The following is a 21,471-nucleotide window of genomic DNA, read 5'->3' as shown; positions in this document are numbered from 1 at the left end:
TCAGCTGCCTCCGAGCCGGAACACCGAGCCGGCCGTGCGCGCCAGCACGCACATGTCCTGCCACAGCGACCATGTCTCGATGTACCGGTTGTCGAACCGGGCCCGGTCCTCGATCGAGGTGTCGCCCCGCAGGCCGTGAACCTGGGCCAGACCCGTGATGCCGACGGGCATCCGGTGCCGGTTCCGGTAACCGGGATGCATCCGACTGAACTGCTGGACGAAAAAAGGGCGTTCGGGGCGCGGGCCGACCAGGCTCATGTCGCCGCGCACGACGTTCCACAGCTGCGGCAGCTCATCGAGCGACGTCCTGCGCAGCAGCCTGCCGACACGGCTCATGCGCCGGTCCGCCGCCACGTTCCACCGGGTGGCCGACTCGTGCGCGTCGGCCGGGCGCAGGGTGCGGAACTTCAGCAGGACGAACGGCCGTCCGTGTCCGCCGATCCGCTCCTGACGGAAGATGACGCCCGGGCCGTCGCACGCGCGTACGGCGAGGGCGCAGGCGGCCATCACAGGGGACGCCGCGACCAGGGCGACCGAGGCCAGGACGGCGTCCATGGCCCGCTTCACCCGGCGAGCCACCGGACGGTGCGGTCCGGCGTGCAGCGGGTGCGCCGCGAATCCCCACACATGGTCCGGCCGGGGCGTGGGCCGGCTCCGCGCGACCATTCCCTGATCGGTGATCAGCCACACCCGGCAGTCGTGTCGCGAGAACAGCGAGAGGAGTTCCGCCCCGTCGGGCGCGGTCTCGGGCGGCGCGGTGAAGACGGCGTGCCGTACGGAGTTCTGGACCATGGCCCGGCCGGCGTCCTGCACCGACGCGAGGACCGGCAGCGGCGCTTCGCCGGACGGCGCTTCCACCGTCTCGTCCGTCTCCGTGCCGGCGCCCACCACCCGGCCGACCGGCCGCATCCCGTACCGCGTGTGCTCCTGCAGAACGGTGACGACCCGGTCGGCGACCGGACCGTCACCCACCACCAGGGTGGACTGCGGATCACGTGCGGCCGACCAGAGCCGGGACCGGTGGACGAGTGCGCGTGCGCCGAAGCACACCAGGGTCTGGACACCTGCCGCGCAGCCGAGCGCCACCCACCCGGCGGCGCGGAGCGGGTCGTGGGCGGACACCGCCTCGGCGACGACGTACCACTGGACCGCGGTCAGCCCGGCCAGCGCGGGCAGTTCCGCCAGGGCGGACGGGGAGAGCCTGGTGCGGTAGAGGCCCCGATAGGCGTGCAGGAGGAGCTGGACGGCGGCCTGCAGGAGAAAGGCGACCGGTGGCCACGGTGCGGGGGCGACCAGGGTCACGGCCAGACCGAGCGCGAACACGTCGGAGGCCACGAGCATCGCCGGCGCCCGCCGGTACCTGATGCCTCCGGCGGCCCGGGAGTCCGGAGCGCCGCCCTGACTGCCGCTGCGTGGCGGCCGGATCGCGGAAGCCGCGTGCCGTACGGCGGTTGCCTGGGCGGCTCGGGGAACAGGTGCACTCTCCGTCGTCATCGCTCGGTGCGCTTCCTCGTCGTGGGGCGGGACTGGCCGACAAGTTCCTGGTAGAGCTGCAGGACCGCTCCGGCGGTCTTCGTCACGTCGAAGACCGACCGGGTGCGGCTCTGCGCGGTGCGGCCCAGCTCCGTCCGCAGCGCCGGGTCGCTCAGCAGTGTGGTCAGCGCTGCGGCGAGGGCCGTGGGGTCCTCGGGCGGCACCAGGCAGTAGGGCAGATGACCGGGCGGCAGGCTCTCCCTGGCCCCGTTGACGTCGGTCATCAGTACGGGCGTGCCGCAGGCCATGGCTTCGAGGGGGGCCAGCGCCATCCCCTCCCAGCGCGAAGGGAGAACCAGCAGGTCCGCCGCGTGGATCCAGGGCCGCACATCGGTGCTGGCCCCCATGAACAGCACACCGGGGGGCGCGGTGCGCCGCAGCTCGTCCCCGTACGGCCCGTCGCCGACCAGGACCAGCCGCGCACCGCCCACCGCTGCCGTCCGCCAGGCCCGTAGCAGCACGTCCTGGCCCTTCTGCCGGCTCAGGCGTCCGACACACACGACGAGCGGCACGCCGGCCGGGGTGCCCTGGAGCAGCGGAAGCGAGGCGCGGGCCGACGCGGAGGCGCCCTCGCGGGCAGGCCGGAAGCGGCCGAGGTCGATGCCGTTGTGGATCACCGACCAGCGCGCCGAGATGCCCGCACGCTGACCCGCCCGGCGTTCGGACTCGCTGACGCAGACGATGCGGTCGCTCCATCGCGCACCGAGCCGTTCCCACACCCTGGCCAGTCCGGCCGCCTGGCCCTCCAAGGCCTCGAACGACCAGGCGTGCGGCTGGAACACCGTCGGAACCCGGCCGCGCACGGCCAGGCGCCCGGCGAGCCCTGCCTTGGCGCTGTGCGCATGGACCACGTCGGGAGCACACGCGCGGATCAGACGGCTCGCCGTGAGGACCTCCCGGCCCAGACCGGGGCCGGGTGCGCGTTCCGCCGGCCAGGCGCACACCCGGGCCCCGGCGGCGGATGCCCCGGCCGTCAGAGGTCCGTCGGGCGGGCAGGCCACGACGGGCCGCAGCCCTGCCCGGACCTGAGCCGCGACGAGGTCGGTCACGACGCGTGCGACTCCTCCCTCCACCGGCTGGACCAGGTGGAGGACCGTCAGCCGGCTTTCGTCGGTGCAACTCATCTGCAGCACTCACGGCTCTCTTTCACATGCCCCCGAAGATCTGGTTCGCGTAAACGTCGGCGGATAGGGATGGGGAGGCGGAGATCAAGTGGGTAAAACCGAAATGCACTGTGGCAGACCGTGCGTGCGAAAACACGCATGACTCGCGCTCATGACCCCATGGATTGCCTCCGGGCCCGCCGCCGGGGACCGTTCTCGAATCCTGCGGCGTGTCAGGTGACGATGATTTCCCTTGTTCCTTCGCGTGCCGCATGATGGCCGTGCTGCACGCTTCTGCTCGAATGCAGGAGGGTGAATTCCGGGGCCCCGGATACGCCTGACGGTAATGTGCCGCAATTCGCGCAGAGTTGTGCGCCCTCGCTGACGACTGCCAGTTCTCCGCCGGCCGCGCCCGGCGGCCCGGGCGGCATTCTCCGCTCCCACCGCCTTCCGGCGTGTTTCCGTGCAAACCGGCCGACCACGACGGAACGGCCCCGTGATCCAGCGTGCGCCGTATGTACTGCTGGTACGGCCGCGTACCCGCACGTACGGCCGAAGAGGCAGTATCGGGTACAACTCGTGATGGTCGTCCGCCTGGTGGCGGTCCGCGAACAGCCGATGAGGACAGAGGAGAAGCGATGGTTCACGAACGGGCCGGTCAGCCGGCGCAGCCCGGAGACCTGGTGGACGTGGCACGGCTGGTGACGGCCTATTACACGGTCCACCCCGACCCGGCCGAGCCCGGCCAGCGTGTGGCCTTCGGTACGTCGGGCCACCGTGGATCGGCGCTCGCGGCGGCGTTCAACGAGGACCACATCGCCGCCACCACTCAGGCCATCTGTGACTACCGGGACCGGCAGGGCACCGACGGGCCGCTGTTCCTCGGCGCCGACACCCACGCGCTGTCCGAACCCGCCCGGGTCACGGCCGTGGAAGTGCTGGCCGCCAACGGCGCCACCGTCCTGATCGACAGCGACGACGGTTACACCCCCACCCCTGCCGTCTCGCACGCGATCCTGACCTACAACCGCGACCGCACGGGCGGCCTCGCCGACGGTATCGTCGTCACGCCCTCGCACAACCCGCCCGCCGACGGCGGGTTCAAGTACAACCCGCCGCACGGAGGGCCGGCCGGCTCGGACGCCACCTCCTGGATCCAGGACCGGGCCAACGCCCTGATCGAGGGTGGTCTGAAGGAGGTCCGGCGGATTCCCTACGCCCGGGCCCTCGCCGCCGGCACCACCGGGCGGCACGACTTCCTGACGGCCTACGTCGACGATCTCCCGGCCGTCCTCGATCTGGACGCCGTACGCGATGCCGGGATCCGGATCGGCGCCGACCCCCTCGGCGGTGCCTCCGTCGCGTACTGGGGGCGGATCGCCGAGCGCCACCGGCTGGACCTCACGGTGGTCAATCCGCTGGCCGACCCCACCTGGCGTTTCATGACGCTGGACTGGGACGGGAAGATCCGGATGGACTGCTCCTCGCCGCACGCCATGGCCTCGTTGATCGAGCGACGTGACGCCTACACCATCGCCACCGGCAACGACGCCGACGCCGACCGGCACGGCATCGTCACGCCCGACGGCGGGCTGATGAACCCCAACCACTATCTGGCCGTCGCGATCCGCTATCTCTACTCCCACCGGGAGGGCTGGCCGGCCGGCACCGGCATCGGCAAGACCCTGGTCTCCTCCTCCATGATCGACCGGGTCGCCGTGGATCTCGGGCGTCAGCTGGTGGAGGTCCCGGTCGGCTTCAAATGGTTCGTCGACGGGCTGTTCGGCGGCACCCTGGGATTCGGCGGCGAGGAGTCCGCCGGAGCGTCCTTCCTGCGCCGCGACGGCCAGGTGTGGACCACCGACAAGGACGGCATCCTGCTCGCCCTGCTCGCCTCGGAGATCACGGCCGTCACCGGGTCTACCCCCTCCCAGCACTACGCCGAACTCACCGCACGGTTCGGCGATCCGTCCTACGCCCGGATCGACGCACCGGCGACCCGCGAACAGAAGGCGGTGCTGGCCAGGCTCTCCCCGGAGCAGGTCACCGCCGACACACTCGCCGGCGAGCCGATCACCGCCGTGCTCACCGAGGCCCCCGGCAACGGTGCCGCGATCGGCGGGCTCAAGGTCTGCACCGACAGCGCGTGGTTCGCGGCCCGGCCCTCCGGCACGGAGGACGTCTACAAGGTGTACGCGGAGAGCTTCCAGGGCGCCGGACACCTGGCCGAGGTCCAGGACGAGGCCCGCGCCCTGGTCTCCGACGCACTGGGTGCCACGGGCTGAGCGGCCGGGCGGGCGCGCCCGGACCCCCCGGGCCGCCCGCCCTCAGCCGCGCCCGCGGAACGCCTGCAGGATCTGCTCGGCGGCCAGCGTCGCCGTCAACTCGCCCTCGCGTACGTGCTGTTCGAGCTCCGGGGCGAGCGTACGCACCGCCGGATGGCTGCGCAGGCTGTCCAGCAGCTCGTCGCGGACCATCGCCCAGGTCCAGTCCACCTGCTGCTCACGGCGCTTGGCCGACAGCCGCCCGGTGGACTCCAGGAGCGTACGGTGCTGCTCCAGCCGCTCCCACAGCGTGTCCAGCCCGGTCGATTCCCTCGCGCTGCACGTCAGTACCGGGGGAGTCCAGGCCGCGTCCACGGGGTGCATCAGCCGCAGCGCGCCCGCCAGTTCGCGCGCCGCGGAGCGGGCGTCGCGTTCGTGCGGACCGTCGGCCTTGTTGACGGCGATGGCGTCGGCCAGTTCCAGGACACCCTTCTTGATGCCCTGCAGCTGATCGCCGGTACGGGCCAGGGTGAGCAGCAGGAAGGTGTCGACCATGTTGGCGACCGCGGTCTCCGACTGCCCGACCCCGACCGTCTCCACCAGCACCACGTCGTAGCCCGCCGCCTCCATCACCACGATGGACTCGCGGGTCGCCTTGGCCACCCCGCCAAGTGTCCCGGCTGTGGGAGAGGGGCGTACGAATGCCCGGGGGTCCACCGCCAGCCGTTCCATCCGGGTCTTGTCACCCAGGATGGAACCGCCCGTACGACTGGACGACGGGTCCACGGCCAGCACCGCGACCCGGTGCCCGAGCCCCGTGAGCAAGGTGCCGAGCGCGTCGATGAACGTGGACTTCCCCACGCCCGGCACCCCGCTGATCCCGATACGCCTGGCCCGCCCGGCATGGGGCAGGAGTTCGCTCAGCAACCGCTGTGCCAGCACCCGGTGGTCGGGGCGGGTCGACTCCACGAGCGTGATCGCGCGCGCGACGAACGCGCGCTTCCCGTCGAGCACACCCTTGGCGTAGGTGTCGATGTCGATATGCGTAGTCACGGCCACCGTCAGCGGCTCACAGCTCGTGGCCGAGCGCGGCGGCGAGCCGTGCGACCAGGTCGTGAGCGGCGTCCGGAATCACCGTGCCCGGCGGGAACACCGCAGCGGCACCCGCCTCGTGCAGCGCGTCGATGTCCTGCGGCGGGATCACCCCGCCCACCACGATCATGATGTCCTCCCGGCCCTCGGCAGCCAGCTCCTCGCGCAGCGCGGGTACGAGCGTGAGGTGACCGGCGGCGAGTGACGAGACGCCCACGATGTGCACGTCCGCCTCGACCGCCTGCCGGGCGACCTCGCCCGGCGTCTGGAACAAGGGGCCGACGTCGACGTCGAACCCCAGGTCGGCGAAGGCCGTCGCGATCACCTTCTGGCCGCGGTCGTGTCCGTCCTGGCCCATCTTGGCGACGAGAATGCGCGGACGCCGCCCTTCCGCCTGCTCGAAGTCGTCGACCAGGGTGCGGGTGCGGTCCACGGAAGGGGACTCTCCTGCCTCTTTGCGGTACACGCCGGAGATCGTACGGATCTGGCCCGCGTGCCGGCCGTACACCTTTTCCAGCGCGTCCGAGATCTCCCCGACCGTGGCCATCGCCCGGGCGGCGTCGACGGCCAGCGCCAGCAGGTTTCCCTCGAGCCCCGGCCCCGGATCCCGCTCCGCCGCGGCTGTCAGGGCGCGCAGCGCTTCCTGGCACGCCGCCTCGTCGCGCTCCTCGCGCAGCCGGCGCAGCTTCTCGATCTGCTGGGTACGCACCGAGGAGTTGTCGACCTTGAGCACGTCGATCTTCTCGTCGGTCTCCACCCGGTACTTGTTCACGCCGATGACGGGCTGGCGTCCGGCATCGATCCGCGCCTGCGTCCGGGCCGCGGCCTCCTCGATCCGGAGCTTGGGGATGCCCGCGTCGATGGCTTTGGCCATCCCGCCCGCCGCCTCGACCTCCTCGATGTGCTGCCAGGCCCGCTGCGCCAGGTCGTGTGTCAGCCGCTCCACGTACGCGCTGCCGCCCCACGGGTCGATGACCCGGCAGGTGCCGGACTCCTGCTGGAGCAGCAGCTGGGTGTTGCGGGCGATACGCGCCGAGAAGTCCGTCGGGAGCGCGAGCGCCTCGTCGAGCGCGTTGGTGTGCAGCGACTGGGTGTGCCCCTGGGTCGCCGCCATCGCCTCGACGCAGGTGCGTGTCACGTTGTTGAACACGTCCTGTGCGGTCAGTGACCAGCCGGACGTCTGTGAGTGGGTGCGCAGCGAGAGCGACTTGGCGTTCTTCGGGCCGAACTCCTTGACCAGCTTCGCCCACAGCAGCCGCGCCGCCCGCAGCTTCGCGATCTCCATGAAGAAGTTCATACCGATCGCCCAGAAGAACGAGAGGCGCGGGGCGAACGCGTCCACATCCAGGCCCGCCGCCTGCCCGGCCCGCAGATATTCCACCCCGTCGGCCAAGGTGTACGCCAGCTCCAGGTCGGCCGTCGCGCCGGCCTCCTGGATGTGGTAACCGGAGATCGAGATGGAGTTGTAGCGCGGCATCTTCTGCGAGGTGAACGCGAAGATGTCGGAGATGATCCGCATCGAGGGGCCGGGCGGATAGATGTAGGTGTTGCGGACCATGAACTCCTTGAGGATGTCGTTCTGAATGGTCCCGGCCAGCTTCTCGGGGGCGACCCCCTGCTCCTCCGCGGCGACGATGTACAGGGCGAGCACGGGCAGCACCGCGCCGTTCATCGTCATCGACACCGACATCTTGTCCAGCGGGATGCCGTCGAAGAGCTGACGCATGTCGTAGATCGAGTCGATCGCCACGCCCGCCATGCCGACATCGCCCGTCACCCGGGGGTGGTCGCTGTCGTAGCCGCGGTGGGTGGGCAGGTCGAACGCGATGGACAAGCCCTTCTGTCCGGCCGCCAGATTGCGCCGGTAGAAGGCGTTGGACTCCTCGGCCGTGGAGAACCCGGCGTACTGACGGATCGTCCAGGGCTGGTTGACGTACATCGTCGGGTACGGACCGCGCAGATACGGAGCGATGCCGGGGTAGGTCCCGAGGAAGTCGAGCCCCTCCAGGTCCCGTCCGGTGTACAACGGCTTGACCTCGATGCCCTCCGGGGTCTCCCAGACCAGCTCGTCCTCGGACCGGCCGGCCGACTCCTTCACCGCAGTCTGCCACCGGTCCTCGGTGACCTCGGGGGAAGGCTCGCCGTTCAGCGCGACGTCGGAGAAGTCCGGCACGGGGTTCCCGGCAGGGACGGTGGGGGTCTCGGGGGTCTGCATCACGCCACTCCCATGCGGTCGAGTTCGGAGGAGAGGACGGCGATCACGTCGCAGCCGGCGAACACATGGACGTCCACCCCGGCGTACTCGCCCGGACGCCCGGCGAGATAAATCTGTTCGGCGCCCGCGGCCCTGAGGGAGGCGGCGACGGCGTCGGCCTGCTCGGCGTAGAGCGTGTCGGTCGAGCACAGGCAGGCGGTCGTCGCCCCACTGGCGGTGAAGGCCGCGGCGACGGTCGACGCGTCCACGGAGGCCGGCTCGTGGACGGGCTCGATGCCGCCCGACAGGAAGAGATTCACCGCGAACGAGACCCGTGCAGTGTGCACCGAGGCGGGCCCGAGTGCGGCGATGAACACCTTCGGGCGGCCGCCCGTGGCCGCGAGGTGCGCGTCCGACCGGGCACGCAGCGCCTCGAACGCCTCGTCGCGCCGGACCCTGGGCAGCCCGCCGCTCGGCGGTACGTCGGGGACGGGCTCGCGCACCACCGGCCGCTCGAGGAGGGCCGGGAATTCGCTGACCCCGGTCACCGGCTCCTTGCGCCGAGCCAGATCCCTGCTCCGCGCCGCCCAGGTGGCCGCGAGCCGCTCCTGGACCATGCCTGAGCGCAGGGCGGCGGCCTGGCCGCCGGCCCGCTCGATCTCCTGGAAGAACGCCCAGGCGGCAGCGCCGAGCTCATCGGTCAGCCGCTCGACGTACCAGGAACCGCCCGCCGGGTCCGTCACCCGGGCCAGATGCGATTCCTCCATCAGGATGGTCGATGTGTTACGGGCGATCCGCCGGGCGAACGCGTCCGGCAGGCCCAGTGCGTGATCGAACGGCAGTACGGTGACGGACTCGGCTCCGCCGACCCCCGCCCCCAGACAGGCCAGCGTCGTCCGCAGCATGTTCACCCATGGATCACGGCGGGTCATCATGACCGACGAGGTCACGGCGTGCTGCCGCTGCGCCCCGGCGTCCGGGGCCCCGCAGACCTCGGCGACCCGGGCCCACAGCCGCCGGGCCGCGCGCAGCTTCGCGATCGTCAGGAACTGGTCGGCCGTCGCCGCGTACCGGAACTCCAGCTGCGCGCACGCCTGCTCGACGGAGAGCCCCGACGCCGTCAGCGTCCGGAGGTAGGCGACACCGGTGGCCAGCGAGAGCCCCAGCTCCTGCGCGGCGGAGCCGCCCGCCTCGTGGTACGGCAGCGCGTCCACGGCCAGGGCGCGCAGCCCCGGGTACTCGCGGGAGCACAGCAGCGACCAGTGGACGGCGCCGCTCAGCTCCGGCTCCGTGCCTGTACGCGCGGCCTGCCCGAGCGGATCCACCCCGAGACTGCCCCGCGCGGCCTCCTTGGCGACACCCCGGGCCTCGTAGAGCGCGAGCAACTCCCGGACGGCGGGCCCGGGGTCGGCGCCCGCGTCGAGCGCGATGGGCGCCAGGTCGAGAAGGACGCCCTCCAGCGCACGGGCCAGGCCCGGGACCGGCACCCCACCCGGCCCGCCCACGGCCAGCCAGAGCGAGGTGACGCCGTTCTCCAGATCGCCGAGCACGGCCTCGTTCAGGCTCACGGGGTCGGTCAGTTCGTGGCGCTGGCGCACCTCCCACCCGTCAGTGGTGTTCCCTGCGGCCCTGCTGCCCCGGGTGAAGGGAGCGAAGCCGGGCAGACCGGGGTCCGCCGATGCATCGATGGAGGTGTACAGCGGGCGGACTGTGAGCCCGTCCCCGAGCGCGGTGGACAGCGCTTCCTCGGCGGCCGAACCCGTGACTTCCTTACCTGACCTGCGCAGTACGCCTTCGGCAAGGCTCTGCCACTGGTCGTGGGAAGGGTCGGGGAACTCGGCGGCCAGGGGAAGCCCGTCAGCAGGCAGGACCGTCATGGTCAGATGCTAGGTCAGCACTCTGACGGGCAGCAGGGCTACCGACTGTGACCTTGCACTCTCCGAAATGTACGAGATGCTCTGGGTAAGGCGGGCTTGTCCCGGGAACCATGCCGGAGGCGAAGTCCGACGCCGGGCGCGGGGGTCGGCGTCGGGCCGCCACGGTCAGGCGCCCACGTAGGCCGCGAGGTGCTCGCCGGTGAGGGTGGAGCGGCCGGCGATCAGATCGGCCGGCGTCCCTTCGTAGACGATCCGGCCTCCGTCGTGGCCGGCGCCGGGACCGAGGTCGATGATCCAGTCGGCGTGCGCCATGACCGCCTGATGATGTTCGACGACGACGACCGACTTGCCGGAGTCGACGAGCCGGTCGAGCAGGCCGAGCAACTGCTGGACGTCGGCGAGGTGGAGGCCGGCGGTCGGCTCGTCGAGGACGTAGATGCCGCCCTTCTCGGCCATGTGGGTGGCCAGCTTGAGCCGCTGCCGCTCGCCGCCGGACAGCGTGGTGAGCGGCTGGCCGAGGCTGAGATAGCCGAGCCCCACGTCGGCGAGCCGCCCGAGGACGCGGTGCGCGGCCGGCGTACTCGCGTCGCCGGCGCTGAAGAACTCCTCTGCCTCGGCCACCGACATCACGAGCACCTCACTGATGTCGCGGCCGCCCACGTGATATTCGAGCACCGATGCGTCGAACCGCTTCCCCTCGCAGTCCTCGCAGGTCGACGCGACACCGGCCATCATCCCCAGGTCGGTGTAGATGACGCCCGCGCCGTTGCACGTGGGGCATGCCCCCTCGGAATTGGCGCTGAACAGTGCCGGCTTCACGCCGTTGGCCTTGGCGAACGTTTTGCGGATCGGGTCGAGCAGTCCGGTGTACGTGGCCGGGTTGCTGCGTCGTGAGCCCTTGATCGGGCTCTGGTCGACCGACACCACGTTCTCGCCGGCGGGGATCGACCCGTGCACGAGCGAGCTCTTGCCGGAACCGGCGACGCCGGTGACGACGGTCAGCACCCCGAGCGGGATGTCGACGTCGACGCCCCGCAGGTTGTGTGTCGACGCCCCGCGGATCTCCAGTACGCCGGTGGGCTTGCGCACCGACTCCTTGACCACGGCCCGGTCGTCGAAATGGCGGCCGGTGACGGTGTCGCCTGCCCGCAGCCCCTCGACGGTGCCCTCGAAACAGACGGTGCCGCCCGAGCTGCCCGCCCCGGGGCCGAGGTCGACGATGTGGTCGGCGATGACGATCGTTTCCGGCTTGTGCTCCACGACGAGCACCGTGTTGCCCTTGTCCCGGAGCCGCAGCAGCAGCTTGTTCATGCGCTGGATGTCGTGCGGGTGCAGACCGATGGTGGGCTCGTCGAAGACATAGGTGATGTCCGTGAGCGAGGAGCCGAGGTGACGGATCATCTTGACGCGCTGGGCCTCGCCGCCCGAAAGCGTGCCGGCCGGCCGGTCGAGCGAGAGATAGCCGAGGCCGATCTCCGAGAACGAATCGAGGGTCCGCTGCAGCGCGGCGAGCAGCGGAGCCACCGACGGATCGTCGAGGCCGCGCACCCATTCGGCCAGGTTGCGGATCTCCATAGCGCAGGCGTCGGCGATGCTGATCCGTTTGATCTTCGAGGACCGGGCGTCCGGGCTGAGCCGGGTTCCGTCGCACTCGGGGCAGGTGGTGAAGGTGACAGCACGCTCCACGAACGCCCGGATGTGCGGCTGCAGCGCCTCCTTGTCCTTGGACAGGAACGACTTCTGGATCTTGGGGATCAGCCCCTCGTAGGTGAGGTTGACGCCGTTGACCTTGACCTTGACCGGATCCCCGTAGAGGAAGGCCTGCAGTTCCTTCCTGGTGTACGCGCGGATCGGCTTCTCCGGGTCGACGAAGCCTGACTGGGCGTAGACCTGCACGGTCCACTGACTGTCCGACTTCCAGCCGGGGATGGTGAATGCGCCCTCGGCGAGCGACTTGGAGTCGTCGTAGAGCTGGGTGAGGTCGATGTCGGAGACCGAGCCCCTGCCCTCGCAGCGCGTACACATTCCACCGGTGCGGTTGAAGGTCGCCTTCACGGTCCTGGTCCTGGCGGCACCGCGTTCGACAGTGATCCCGCCGCTGGCCCGGACCGATGCGGTGTTGAAGGAGTAGGCGCTGGGCGGGCCGATGTGCGGTGTGCCGAGCCGGCTGAAGAGGATGCGCAGCATCGCGTTGGCGTCGGTGGCGGTGCCGACCGTCGAACGGGGGTCGGCACCCATCCGCTGCTGGTCGACGGTGATCGCGGTCGTCAGCCCGTCGAGGACGTCGACCTCGGGTCGTGCCGGTGTCGGCATGAAGCCCTGGACGAAGGTGCTGTACGTCTCGTTGATCATCCGCTGCGACTCCGCGGCGATGGTGCTGAACACCAGTGAGCTCTTGCCCGAGCCGGAGACGCCGGTGAACACCGTCAGCCGGCGCTTCGGGATCTCGACGCTGACGTCCTTGAGATTGTTCACGCGCGCGCCGTGCACGCGGATCAGGCCGTGGCTGTCGGCAACGTGCGGCGCGTCCGTCCTGGTGGCCATGCTTGTCTCTTCTCCATCTGTCACGCGGGCCGCGTGGTCGCGGCAACGGTCGTTGTCTATCAGTCCGGCGGTGCGGGCGGAGGAAAACCGTTCGCTCGACCGGTCGAAACGCGGACGCGGCTCACGCTACGGGCGGCCGTCTGCATGTGCTTCTTCATTCCTGACCGGTCGCGTGGACTCCCACCAGCCGGCCCGGTGAACCACGAGCGTCACGCCTGTCAACAATTTTCACAGTGCGTAACGGATTGTCCGAAGTTAAGCTGCTGTCGATCCAGAACCGCAGGGGAAGGACGCATCGTGGCCGTGGGACCCGTGGAGTACCTCGTCGTCACCTTTCCCGTCGGACACTTCTCCGACGCGATCGCGCCCGTACTGGCGGATGCCGTCGCGTCCGGCGCGGTACGCATCCTCGACCTGGCCTTCGCCCGCAGAGCGGCCGGCGGTGCCATCGAGCGCGTCGGGCTGCGGGAGATGGACCCCCAGGGGCTGGTGCCGTTCGAACCACCGGACGACCCACCGGCCGGGCTGCCGAAGATCACGGCTCTGGATATGCTCGGACGTCTGCCGGAGGAGAGCTCTGCCGCACTGATCGTCTGGGAGGACCTCTGGTCGGTGCCTCTCACCCGGGCGGTCCAGGAGGCGGGTGGCCAACTGCTGGCACACGAGCGGGTCCCGGCGGACGGTGGGGACGACGTCATCACGCTGCTCGAGAGGCTCGCCGACCTGAAGCAGCGCGGCGTTCTCACCGACACGGAATTCTCGGAGCAGAAGACGAGGATCCTCGCCGACTGATTCCCCGCAGGCCGGCGCCCCCGTGCCTCAGGTTCCCTTTGTCGATATTCGTACGCCGTGCGACGTTGATTCCGACCCGCAGTCTGTCGGGAAAGAGGCAGTTCATCGTGCAGACCGCCCGCGCCGTTCCCGCCTCCACCGTTGTCAACCTGCGCGATCTGGGTGGTATCGCCCTGGGGTGCGACCGCCGCGTGCGGCAGGGAATCCTTCTCCGTTCGGGCCAGTTGAGCGATTTCCAGGAGCACGACATGGCGGTGGCCGCACTCGGCATCCGCACCGTCGTCGATCTGCGCAGCGCGGAAGAGCGCCGATGGGCGCCCGACAGGCTTCCGGCGGGCGCGAGGCTCTTCGTCGCCGATGTCCTCGGCGACAACCCGGGGGTGGCACCGGCGCGGCTCAAGGCGCTGCTCAGTGACCCGGAGGCAGCAGCCGGACTGCTCGGCGGCGGAAGAGCGGAAAAACTGTTCGCGCAGACCTACCGGAAGATGGTCCTCTCCCCGGGGGCGGCCGCCGCCTATCGTGCGTTCCTCGACACCGCCGCGGATCCGCGGGCGAGACCGCTGCTCTTCCACTGTGCTACCGGGAAGGACAGGACGGGCTGGGCCACCGCGCTGCTGCTGATGATGGCGGGTGCGTCGCGTGATGTCGTACGCGCGGAGTTTCTCGCGGTGAACCGAGCGGTGCGCGCCGCTTCCGGGCCCGCCGTACAGCGCTTCCTCGACGTGGGCGGGGATCCTGACATCGCGTCCGCGGTCATCGAGGCCCGGCCCCGTTATCTCGAGGCGGCCCTGGATGCGATGGACGAGCGGTGGGGCGGACTCGACGGCTACCTGACCAAAGCGCTGCGCCTTCCCCTGGCGGTGGCCGAGCGACTGCGCGACGACCTGGCCGTCCCGGTCTGACGGACCGCCCTGGCAAGAGCCGGCCCGGGGCCGCGTCGGAGGACGTGGCGCCGGGCCGACGTGCGGTGGCTGCGCCGCTCAGATCTTCAGCAGTTGTTCGCTGATGTCGCGGTAGCGCTGCAGCGCTATGCGCAGCTCCTCCGTCTGGGCGTCGGTGTCCTGCTCCTGCCAGCTCGCGCGCAGGGCGCGCCTGCGGTCCGCGAGGGCCTCGGTCAGGTCCGAGACGATCTGGTCGAACGTGTTGTCCGCCTCCTCGACCGCCCGGCGGGGGCTCTCGACGAAGTCGGTGACCGCCTGCTGCATGCGAAGCGACAGCGCGTCCCGCTCATGTGGGGAGAGCAGCGCCCGGTCGGTGCCGGAGGCCCCGTGGCGGCCGGTCCGCTCGGCAGCCGGCGCGGCGGGAGCCGTTCGCGGGGCGGGCGGAACGCTGAGACCACCATGGCCTCCGCTCTTCGGCCCGAGGCCCTTGCTGTCTGGGGACACCATTCCGGTCGCCGCTCCCGGGGCCCTGCCCGGCGCGGTTGCGGGAGCCGCCTCCGCTGTGCTTCCCGGGGCGCCGGTATGCCGGGGCCCAGCGGGGGGAACGGGATCTGTCGTGTGTCCGACGCGGTTCGTCATGCTGCACTGCCCTTCGCCTCGTGCCGGTCCGTTCGGGCCGGGTCATCCGGTGCATCCGAGAGAAGTACGTCGAAGAGCGCCCGGCTCTCGATCAGGGCCTTCCGCATCTCTTCCGTACCGCCCTGGCCGCGCACGGCCGTGTGTACCCTGCGGTAGCCGTCGACCTGCTCGGCGTGATGGACCGAGAGGGCGTCCGTCTGCTCCTGGAAGCTTTCGCCGTCCGGGAAGCCCCGGTCACGTGCCAGCTGCGCCAGAAGCGCGTCGGCTTCGACGACCGCGTCCTTGGGGGAGTCGATGAACCGTTCCTGCACCTCGGCCCAGCGGCGGGCGTACGCTTCGCGGGCTTCCGGCCTCAGGGGCCGCTCGGACAGGGTGCCGTGCAGCCTCACACGCTCGGAGAGCTCGTGCTCGGCCGCTTTGGTGTCGCCGTCGTGACGGGCGACCGTCCGGTCGTACTCGGGTCCGAAGCGACGCTGCAGCCCACGCCCGCCGGTCCTGCGGCCGCGGGCGAGGTAAAGGGCGAGCGCTGCCACGAGGACGACGGCAACGATGATCACCACAGTCGTCATGGCCGACGCTCCCGTCGGTTCGCGGTCGGTGCGTCGTGCTGTTCCACTCTCGTCAACCCCTTCCGATTCGGGCCCGGTCCGGTGTACCGGGCCGGGCGGTGTGCATCAGCCGTGTACCCGCTGGACACCGTTCATGCGGGAATGCTCCCGGTATCCTGGGATGCGTCGACCCGGACGTGCCCGGCCGAACACGGTGCCGCCCGGCACGAGTTGCGAGAGGGGCACGCGGTGACCGAGCGCAAACCCGCAGGGGTCAGCTTCGAGACATGGGTGGACCGGTAGATCCGCGAGGCCGAGGAGCGAGGCGCCTTCGCCGACCTGCCGGGCGCAGGCAAGCCGATTCCCGGTCTCGACAGGCCCTACGACGCGATGTGGTGGATCAAAGGGAAGACGGAGCGTGAGGGGCTGTCGGCACTCCCTCCCTCGCTGACGCTGCGGAAGGCGGCCGAGGACGCCCGGCTCGAGGTGTCCCGCGCACGGTCGGAGGCGGAGGTCCTGCGCATCCTGACCGAGGTGAACGAGACGATCCGCGAGGCGCTGGCCAGGCCGCCGGAGGGCCCGCCACTGAACCTCGAGCTGTTCGACATCGACGCGGTCGTGGGCGAGTGGCGCGCCGAGCGGCGCCGACGCTGAGCGTCATGGGCGCCCGGTATCCGGAGTGCGTCATACTCGCCTCATGAGATCGAGCGTCACGGACCGGCGTGGCGGGGTCCGGATCAGGCGGGCCGTCGCACGGGACGCCAAGCGGCTCACCCGCCTGGTCACGACGTCGCGTGCCTACGAGGGCCCCTACGCACCCATGGTCGCGGGGTACAAGGTCGGCCCGGACTACATCGAGGCGCACGGAGTTCACGTGGCAGTGGACGACGACGGCCGGGTGCTCGGCTTCTACGCGTTGATCCTCTCCCCGCCCGAGCTCGACCTGATGTTCGTCGCCGACGACGCCCAGGGGCGGGGCATCGGGCGGCTCCTCATCGGCCACCTGCGCGAGCAGGCGCGCCGTGCCGGCCTTGCCACCGTACGGGTGGTCGCGCACCCGCCGGCCGAAGGCTTCTACCGCACTGTGGGCGCCGAACGCACCGGCACCGTCGCGGCCCGCCCGCCCGCGGTGATGTGGGACCGGCCCGATCTGAAGCTCACGGTCGCCGGCGGCCCCTGAGCCGGAGGGCCCGGCCCCGATCCCTGATCGGGGCCGGGCCACTCGTGGGGTCCCGGTACGGCGTGCTGCTACGACCAGCCGCCGTAGGGACGGGTGATGAGTTCCATCCCGTGGCCGCTGGGGTCGGGGAAGTACACCCCGCGTCCGCCGTCGTTGTGGTTGATCTCGCCGGGGTGCTTCCGGTGGGGATCGGCGTAATACGTGATCCCCTTCTCCTTGATGAGACCGAAGGCCGTGTCGAACTCCGCCTCCGAGACGAGGAATGCGTAATGCTGCACGGTGATCGACCCGGCGGGAACGGTCGCGAAGTCCAGCGTGACGCCGTTCGCGAGAACGACCGGGATGAAGGGTCCCCATTCGGTTCCGACGGCGAGACCCAAAATACGCGCCAGGAACTCGGCGGACTCACGGTTGTCCTGGCTGTGAACGATGGTGTGGTTCAACTCGACTGACACGGTGGAATGCCTCCAACAGGCATCTCACGGCTACCTCCACGCCTCACCCAGCCGGTGACCGACGCGCGATGCCGTACGACGATCTTAAGCGAGTTGTCACGGCGCGTCGAGGTTTTGGCCTTCGGTCGTCGTCGATCCCGGCCGCCCCTCCCGTGGTGTGGTGGTCCTCCCGGGGGCTGCCACCATTGAGGGCGTCGGCAGGCGCGCTCTCCCGCGCCTGCCCGGCTGACGGGGAACGCGGGCGATCCACGATTCACGACGGCCTCGCGGGGCACCAGTACCACCTCTACGAGGTGGGGGAGGCATCGATGGGACAGATACCGGTGGGCAGTGGTGAGAACGGGAGAGAGAGGGCGGGAAATCCCCGCAGTGGACGGCGGGAGACCGAGGAAGAGCGGGCGGACCGGCAGTGGGGTGAGCTGCTCCAGGAGCTCCGGGTGGCGCAGACCGGCGTTCAGATCCTGTTCGGCTTCCTGCTCGCGGTGGTCTTCCAGCCGCGCTTCACGGATCTTTCCACCGTCGACCGGAACATCTACGTCGTGACCGTCATGCTGGGGTCGGCGACCGCTGCCGCGCTGATAGGGCCCGTGTCGTACCACCGGCTGCTCACCGGCCGCCGGATGAAGCCGCAGACGGTCATCTGGGCCTCACGTCTGACGAAGCTGGGGCTCGGCCTGCTCTTCGGCACGATGTGCAGCACACTGCTGCTCATACTGCGGGTGGCGCTGCACAACGTGGTGGCACTGTGGCTGGTGGGCGGGATGGCCCTTTGGTTCCTGGTCTGCTGGTTCGTGTTCCCGCTGTGGGCCATCGCCCGGGACAGCGGCCGTCGGCCGGCCGACGGGGGAGAAACCGCGGACGCCGAGGATTCCGACCCGCGCCGCTGACCCGTCAGTCCTCATCGACGCCCTCCGGGCTGCGTACGTCCGTCACGGTGAAGAGCGCGCCGTCCGGGTCCCGCAGTGTCGCCTCGCTGCCGTACTGCACGCCGCGCCGCTCCATGAGAGTCCCTCCGTACCGCTCGGCGGCGAGGACCGTCGTGCCCACGTCGGACACCGGGAACTGCACCTGCCAGTGAGGGCGCACCTGGGGGTCGGGAGCGGCCTCCACGGCACCGGAGCTGATCCGGGCCAGCGGGCGTCCGTTGCAGCGTACGAGCACCTCTTCCTTCACGTACGCCACGTCACAGCCGCCGGGCTCCCCGCTCTCCCAGCCGAGGACCTGTCCGTAGAAGATCGCGGCGTCGAAGGCGTCCCTGGTGCGCAGCCGGAGCCAGGCGTGGGCACGGTTCCCGGACGGCGCGAGGGTGGCCGCACGCCCGGTCCACTCCCAGACGCCGAAGGACGCACCGTCCCGGTCGGCGGCCAGGACCGCGCGTCCCTGCCCGACCGTCAGTGGGCCCACGCCCACGGTGCCGCTGCGCTCGCGGATGCGGTCCGAGACGACACCGGCGTCCCGGACCGAGAAGTAGGGCATCCAGGCCACGCCCACCTGGTATGCCGACGCGACCGCGCCGATGCCGGCCACCGGGACCCCGTCGGAGCGCGCCATCAGGAAGTCCTTGCCCAGCGGGCCGGGGCGGAACGTCCAGCCGAGAACGGCGCCGTAGAAGCGCCGGGCGTCCTCCAGGTCGCGGGTCACCAGGTGGACCCAGCACGGAGCGCTCGCACCGCTCAGCACTGCCGGTTCCGGCGTGGTCCGCGGATCGCCAGGAGTCATGGTCCCACTGCCTTATCGGTTCTGCGGCATGACTTCTTCGGTGCCGCGGGGCCAGAACCAGCCTCATGCGCCTCGGCGACTCCCGCAACACGCAGCAGCCGCGATCACACACCGCCCTGGGGCGGCGCGTTCGTGATGTCGAGGAAGACGTGCTCGGCCTCCGGCCAGGTCCCGGCGATCGACCGCTTGATCCGGACGGCGACCCGCTCGACCTCCTCGCTGTCGATGCCGGGTGTCAGATCGATCCTTGCCGCCACCAGCACCGAGTCGAGACCGAGCCCCATGGTGAACAGGGCCGCGACGTTGTCGATCTCTGCCTGGGAACTGAGGAACTCCTCCACGCCCCGGCGCAGCCTGGGGTCGGCGGATTCCCCGATCAGCCGGTCGCGGGCGTCCCTGCCGAGCCGGAAGGCGACGTAGACCAGCAGCGCGCCGATCCCCAGAGAAGCCGACGCCTCCCACACGACGTCTCCCGTGACCAGGTGCAGCACCATCCCCGCCATGGCGAGCAGCACGCCCAGCACCGCCGTGCTGTCCTCGGCGACGACGGTCCTCAGCGCCGGGTCGCGGGCGGCGCCCTTCTGCCCGCGCAGCTGGACCAGCGCGCGGACCAGCGAACTGCCTTCCGCGAGGAAGGCGACGCCTAGGACGATCAGGCCCGCCGTGTATCCCTCGGGTGACTCCTGTTCGTCGCGGCCCAGTGCCTCGATGCCCTGGAGAAACGAGAAACAGCCCCCCACGACGAAAATCCCTACGGCCGCGAGCAGCGACCAGAAGTAGCGCTCCTTGCCGTACCCGAAGGGGTGACGGGCATCGGGAGGGCGCCGGCTGCGTCTGAGCGCGGCCAGCAGGAAGACCTCGTTCACGCTGTCCGCCACGGAGTGGGCGGCTTCGGACAGAAGGGCAGGAGAGCCCGAGAGGAATCCCCCCACCCCCTTGGCCACAGCGATGACGAGGTTGGCTGCGAGCGCGACCAGGATGGTGACGCGGGTCTTGCGGTCCGACTCAGGCCGCTTCATATGCCCCCCGGATTCATGTTCCTCCGATCGACGGTGAAAGGTGACGGGCCCAGGTACAGACGCCCGGACCCGCTCCGTGACGGGCCCGGACGTCTGTGCCCGGTCGGCCGGTCGGCCGGTGGCCGGTGCGATCGTGCGTCAGTCACGCCGGTGCTCGTCCTCCGGCTGCGGGATCACCTCGTTACCGCGGTCGCTCAGCTCGTACGGTGAGAGGGCGTGGCCGTTTTCGGGGAAGCGGTCAGAGCTGTGCTGCCCGCTCTCCCGGATCTCGGTCCGATGCTCCGGACGCGGCGGCTGCTCATCGGGGCGCGGTGGCCGTGATTCCTTGTCGCGGCGCCTCATGCCGAACCAGAAGCCCCCGATCAGCAGAAGCACCACGAACAGGCCCACGATGCCGATGATCACGCCTACTGCTCCCGGCCCGCCGGCGCCGCCGGTACTGGCGAGCGATTCCCATGCTCCGTTCGTTACGTCCATGCATGGCGCATACCCCAGGGAATCGATCACAGACAGCCATTGATATGAATTCATGTTTTATGGCGATGTCACGGTAAATGTGTTTCATATGGTTCAAATCGGCTACACGATGATGACAGAGCAGGCAGGCCCCCGTGCACTCGTCGAGGACGTGGCCGCTGCGGAAAAGGCAGGCTTCGACTTCTCCGTGATCTCCGATCACTACTTCCCCTGGTTGGCTTCCCAGGGACACGCGCCCTATGCGTGGTCGGTTCTGGGAGCCGCCGCGCAAGCCACGTCCAGAATTCCGCTGATGACGTACGTGACCTGCCCCACCACCCGCTACCACCCGGCAGTGGTCGCGCAGAAGGCGGCGACGCTCCAACTGCTCGCCGAGGGCCGCTTCAGGCTCGGCCTCGGCTCCGGCGAGAGCCTCAACGAACACGTCGTGGGCGAGGGATGGCCCTCGGCCCTTGTCCGTCTGGAGATGCTCGAGGAGGCCGTACGGATCATCCGCGCCCTCTTCGACGGGGGCTACGTCAACCACCACGGCACCCACTTCGACGTGGAGAACGCCAAGCTGTGGGACCTGCCCGACCGGCGCGTCCCCATCGGCATCGCGGTCTCCGGGGAGAGGTCCTGCGAACTCGCGGGCACGCTGGGTGACCTGGTCATCGCGACCGAACCCAGGAGTGAACTGCTGAGCGAGTTCGACCGGCACGGCGGGGCCGGCAAACCCCGTGTGGGACAGGTGCCCATCTGCTACGACACCGACCGGGACGCCGCGATCGCCCGCGCACACGACCAGTTCCGCTGGTCGCTCGGCGGCTGGAAGGTCAACTCGGAGCTGCCGGGTCCCTCCGCCTTCGAACAGGCGACCCAGTTCGTCCGTAAGGACGACATCGCAGAAGCGATCCCGTGCGGCTCGGACGTCGACGCGTTCGTCGAGGCCGTACGGCCCTACGCGGAGGCGGGCTTCACCGAGGTGGCCCTCGTCCAGATCGGCGGCGCCCAGCAGCGGCCCTTCATCGAATGGGCGCGGAGCACGCTGCTGCCGGCACTGCGCGAACTGTAGGCGGCAGCCGGGCAGCAGCACGTTTCCCCGCCGCCCACCGGGTACGAGATCTTTCGGGGGCCCGCGCGTCCGAGCCGTCGCTCGTGTCGCCGACACGGAG

19 protein-coding genes are annotated in these 21,471 nt (G+C 70.4%); 7 read left to right on the top strand and 12 right to left on the bottom strand.

The features are described from left to right. Window positions 1-1,494 carry a sugar transferase gene (locus ACWD04_RS06250; RefSeq protein ID WP_451128663.1) on the bottom strand — a complete coding sequence of 498 codons (1,494 nt, stop codon included), beginning with the start codon at window positions 1,492-1,494 and terminating at the stop codon, window positions 1-3. Then, a complete protein-coding gene (locus tag ACWD04_RS06245) occupies window positions 1,491-2,666 on the bottom strand; it encodes a glycosyltransferase family 4 protein (protein ID WP_451128661.1) in 1,176 nt (391 codons plus the stop codon). Before ACWD04_RS06245 ends, ACWD04_RS06250 begins: the two co-directional genes overlap by 4 nt. Before the next feature lie 608 nt (window positions 2,667-3,274). Between ACWD04_RS06245 and pgm the strand changes: the two genes are divergently transcribed. Beyond that, window positions 3,275-4,921, top strand: a complete 1,647-nt coding sequence (gene pgm, locus ACWD04_RS06240) for a phosphoglucomutase (alpha-D-glucose-1,6-bisphosphate-dependent) (RefSeq protein WP_451128659.1) — start codon at window positions 3,275-3,277, stop codon at window positions 4,919-4,921. 42 nt (window positions 4,922-4,963) lie between these two features. Here the strand turns inward: pgm and meaB are convergent, their stop codons facing one another. The 4 genes from meaB to ACWD04_RS06220 form a co-directional block, all read right to left on the bottom strand. Beyond that, window positions 4,964-5,953: a methylmalonyl Co-A mutase-associated GTPase MeaB gene (gene meaB / locus ACWD04_RS06235; protein WP_451128657.1), complete on the bottom strand. Its 990-nt coding sequence runs from the start codon at window positions 5,951-5,953 to the stop codon at window positions 4,964-4,966. A gap of 16 nt (window positions 5,954-5,969) precedes the next feature. Continuing rightward, window positions 5,970-8,207, bottom strand: a complete 2,238-nt coding sequence (scpA, locus tag ACWD04_RS06230; protein WP_451128655.1) for a methylmalonyl-CoA mutase — start codon at window positions 8,205-8,207, stop codon at window positions 5,970-5,972. Further along, entirely contained in the window at window positions 8,207-10,063 is a 1,857-nt protein-coding gene (gene mutA, locus ACWD04_RS06225; RefSeq protein ID WP_451128653.1) for a methylmalonyl-CoA mutase small subunit, read from the bottom strand. The genes scpA and mutA overlap by 1 nt, the downstream gene beginning before the upstream one ends. Before the next feature lie 165 nt (window positions 10,064-10,228). Beyond that, entirely contained in the window at window positions 10,229-12,607 is a 2,379-nt protein-coding gene (locus ACWD04_RS06220; RefSeq protein ID WP_451128651.1) for an ATP-binding cassette domain-containing protein, read from the bottom strand. A 297-nt stretch (window positions 12,608-12,904) separates the two neighbouring features. Between ACWD04_RS06220 and ACWD04_RS06215 the strand changes: the two genes are divergently transcribed. Next, window positions 12,905-13,399: a DUF6325 family protein gene (locus ACWD04_RS06215; protein ID WP_451128649.1), complete on the top strand. Its 495-nt coding sequence runs from the start codon at window positions 12,905-12,907 to the stop codon at window positions 13,397-13,399. A gap of 107 nt (window positions 13,400-13,506) precedes the next feature. Further along, window positions 13,507-14,301, top strand: coding sequence for a tyrosine-protein phosphatase (locus tag ACWD04_RS06210; RefSeq protein WP_451128647.1), 795 nt, complete (start codon window positions 13,507-13,509; stop codon window positions 14,299-14,301). 78 nt (window positions 14,302-14,379) lie between these two features. Here the strand turns inward: ACWD04_RS06210 and ACWD04_RS06205 are convergent, their stop codons facing one another. Further along, the gene (locus ACWD04_RS06205) at window positions 14,380-14,787 is read right to left on the bottom strand and encodes a hypothetical protein (protein WP_451128645.1); all 408 of its coding nucleotides are present in this window, start codon (window positions 14,785-14,787) and stop codon (window positions 14,380-14,382) included. Between the two features lie 128 nt (window positions 14,788-14,915). Next, window positions 14,916-15,488 carry a hypothetical protein gene (locus ACWD04_RS06200; protein ID WP_451128643.1) on the bottom strand — a complete coding sequence of 191 codons (573 nt, stop codon included), beginning with the start codon at window positions 15,486-15,488 and terminating at the stop codon, window positions 14,916-14,918. A 282-nt stretch (window positions 15,489-15,770) separates the two neighbouring features. Here ACWD04_RS06200 and ACWD04_RS06195 point away from each other — a divergent pair, with 282 nt between their 5' ends. Both ACWD04_RS06195 and ACWD04_RS06190 read left to right on the top strand, forming a co-directional pair. Next, window positions 15,771-16,121, top strand: a complete 351-nt coding sequence (locus ACWD04_RS06195; protein ID WP_451129222.1) for a DnaJ family domain-containing protein — start codon at window positions 15,771-15,773, stop codon at window positions 16,119-16,121. Window positions 16,122-16,164: 43 nt separating this feature from the next. Next, window positions 16,165-16,647 carry a GNAT family N-acetyltransferase gene (locus tag ACWD04_RS06190; protein WP_451128641.1) on the top strand — a complete coding sequence of 161 codons (483 nt, stop codon included), beginning with the start codon at window positions 16,165-16,167 and terminating at the stop codon, window positions 16,645-16,647. A 68-nt stretch (window positions 16,648-16,715) separates the two neighbouring features. On the opposite strand, the gene ACWD04_RS06185 is transcribed toward ACWD04_RS06190, so the two are convergent. Next, window positions 16,716-17,102: a VOC family protein gene (locus tag ACWD04_RS06185; RefSeq protein ID WP_451128639.1), complete on the bottom strand. Its 387-nt coding sequence runs from the start codon at window positions 17,100-17,102 to the stop codon at window positions 16,716-16,718. Between the two features lie 308 nt (window positions 17,103-17,410). Between ACWD04_RS06185 and ACWD04_RS06180 the strand changes: the two genes are divergently transcribed. Further along, the gene (locus tag ACWD04_RS06180; RefSeq protein WP_451128637.1) at window positions 17,411-17,989 is read left to right on the top strand and encodes a DUF6328 family protein; all 579 of its coding nucleotides are present in this window, start codon (window positions 17,411-17,413) and stop codon (window positions 17,987-17,989) included. 4 nt (window positions 17,990-17,993) lie between these two features. Here ACWD04_RS06180 and ACWD04_RS06175 read toward each other — a convergent pair whose 3' ends face one another. From ACWD04_RS06175 to ACWD04_RS06165, 3 genes are all read right to left on the bottom strand, one after another. Beyond that, a complete protein-coding gene (locus ACWD04_RS06175; RefSeq protein ID WP_451128635.1) occupies window positions 17,994-18,821 on the bottom strand; it encodes a VOC family protein in 828 nt (275 codons plus the stop codon). A gap of 104 nt (window positions 18,822-18,925) precedes the next feature. Then, window positions 18,926-19,840: a cation diffusion facilitator family transporter gene (locus ACWD04_RS06170; RefSeq protein WP_451128633.1), complete on the bottom strand. Its 915-nt coding sequence runs from the start codon at window positions 19,838-19,840 to the stop codon at window positions 18,926-18,928. A 138-nt stretch (window positions 19,841-19,978) separates the two neighbouring features. Then, on the bottom strand, window positions 19,979-20,317 hold the full coding sequence (locus ACWD04_RS06165) for a DUF6479 family protein (protein WP_451128631.1): 339 nt from the start codon (window positions 20,315-20,317) through the stop codon (window positions 19,979-19,981). An 88-nt stretch (window positions 20,318-20,405) separates the two neighbouring features. On the opposite strand from ACWD04_RS06165, the gene ACWD04_RS06160 reads away from it, so the two are divergent. Then, window positions 20,406-21,371 carry an LLM class F420-dependent oxidoreductase gene (locus ACWD04_RS06160; RefSeq protein ID WP_451128629.1) on the top strand — a complete coding sequence of 322 codons (966 nt, stop codon included), beginning with the start codon at window positions 20,406-20,408 and terminating at the stop codon, window positions 21,369-21,371. Window positions 21,372-21,471: the final 100 nt, after the last annotated feature.

Source organism: Streptomyces sp. NPDC002911, assembly GCF_053591835.1.
The sequence above is the reverse complement of the archived record's forward strand: the minus strand, read 5'-3'. Positions and strand labels throughout refer to the sequence as shown.

Bases quoted from the DNA above. Each gene is read 5' to 3' on its own strand.
- mutA (WP_451128653.1), bottom strand. From the start codon at position 10,063: ATGACGGTCCTGCCTGCTGACGGGCTTCCCCTGGCCGCCGAGTTCCCC.
- ACWD04_RS06250 (WP_451128663.1), bottom strand. From the start codon at position 1,494: ATGACGACGGAGAGTGCACCTGTTCCCCGAGCCGCCCAGGCAACCGCC.
- ACWD04_RS06170 (WP_451128633.1), bottom strand. From the start codon at position 19,840: ATGAAGCGGCCTGAGTCGGACCGCAAGACCCGCGTCACCATCCTGGTC.
- ACWD04_RS06190 (WP_451128641.1), top strand. From the start codon at position 16,165: ATGAGATCGAGCGTCACGGACCGGCGTGGCGGGGTCCGGATCAGGCGG.
- scpA (WP_451128655.1), bottom strand. From the start codon at position 8,207: ATGCAGACCCCCGAGACCCCCACCGTCCCTGCCGGGAACCCCGTGCCG.
- ACWD04_RS06220 (WP_451128651.1), bottom strand. From the start codon at position 12,607: ATGGCCACCAGGACGGACGCGCCGCACGTTGCCGACAGCCACGGCCTG.
- pgm (WP_451128659.1), top strand. From the start codon at position 3,275: ATGGTTCACGAACGGGCCGGTCAGCCGGCGCAGCCCGGAGACCTGGTG.
- ACWD04_RS06160 (WP_451128629.1), top strand. From the start codon at position 20,406: ATGGTTCAAATCGGCTACACGATGATGACAGAGCAGGCAGGCCCCCGT.
- ACWD04_RS06180 (WP_451128637.1), top strand. From the start codon at position 17,411: ATGGGACAGATACCGGTGGGCAGTGGTGAGAACGGGAGAGAGAGGGCG.
- ACWD04_RS06165 (WP_451128631.1), bottom strand. From the start codon at position 20,317: ATGGACGTAACGAACGGAGCATGGGAATCGCTCGCCAGTACCGGCGGC.
- ACWD04_RS06205 (WP_451128645.1), bottom strand. From the start codon at position 14,787: ATGGTGTCCCCAGACAGCAAGGGCCTCGGGCCGAAGAGCGGAGGCCAT.
- ACWD04_RS06175 (WP_451128635.1), bottom strand. From the start codon at position 18,821: ATGACTCCTGGCGATCCGCGGACCACGCCGGAACCGGCAGTGCTGAGC.
- ACWD04_RS06200 (WP_451128643.1), bottom strand. From the start codon at position 15,488: ATGACGACTGTGGTGATCATCGTTGCCGTCGTCCTCGTGGCAGCGCTC.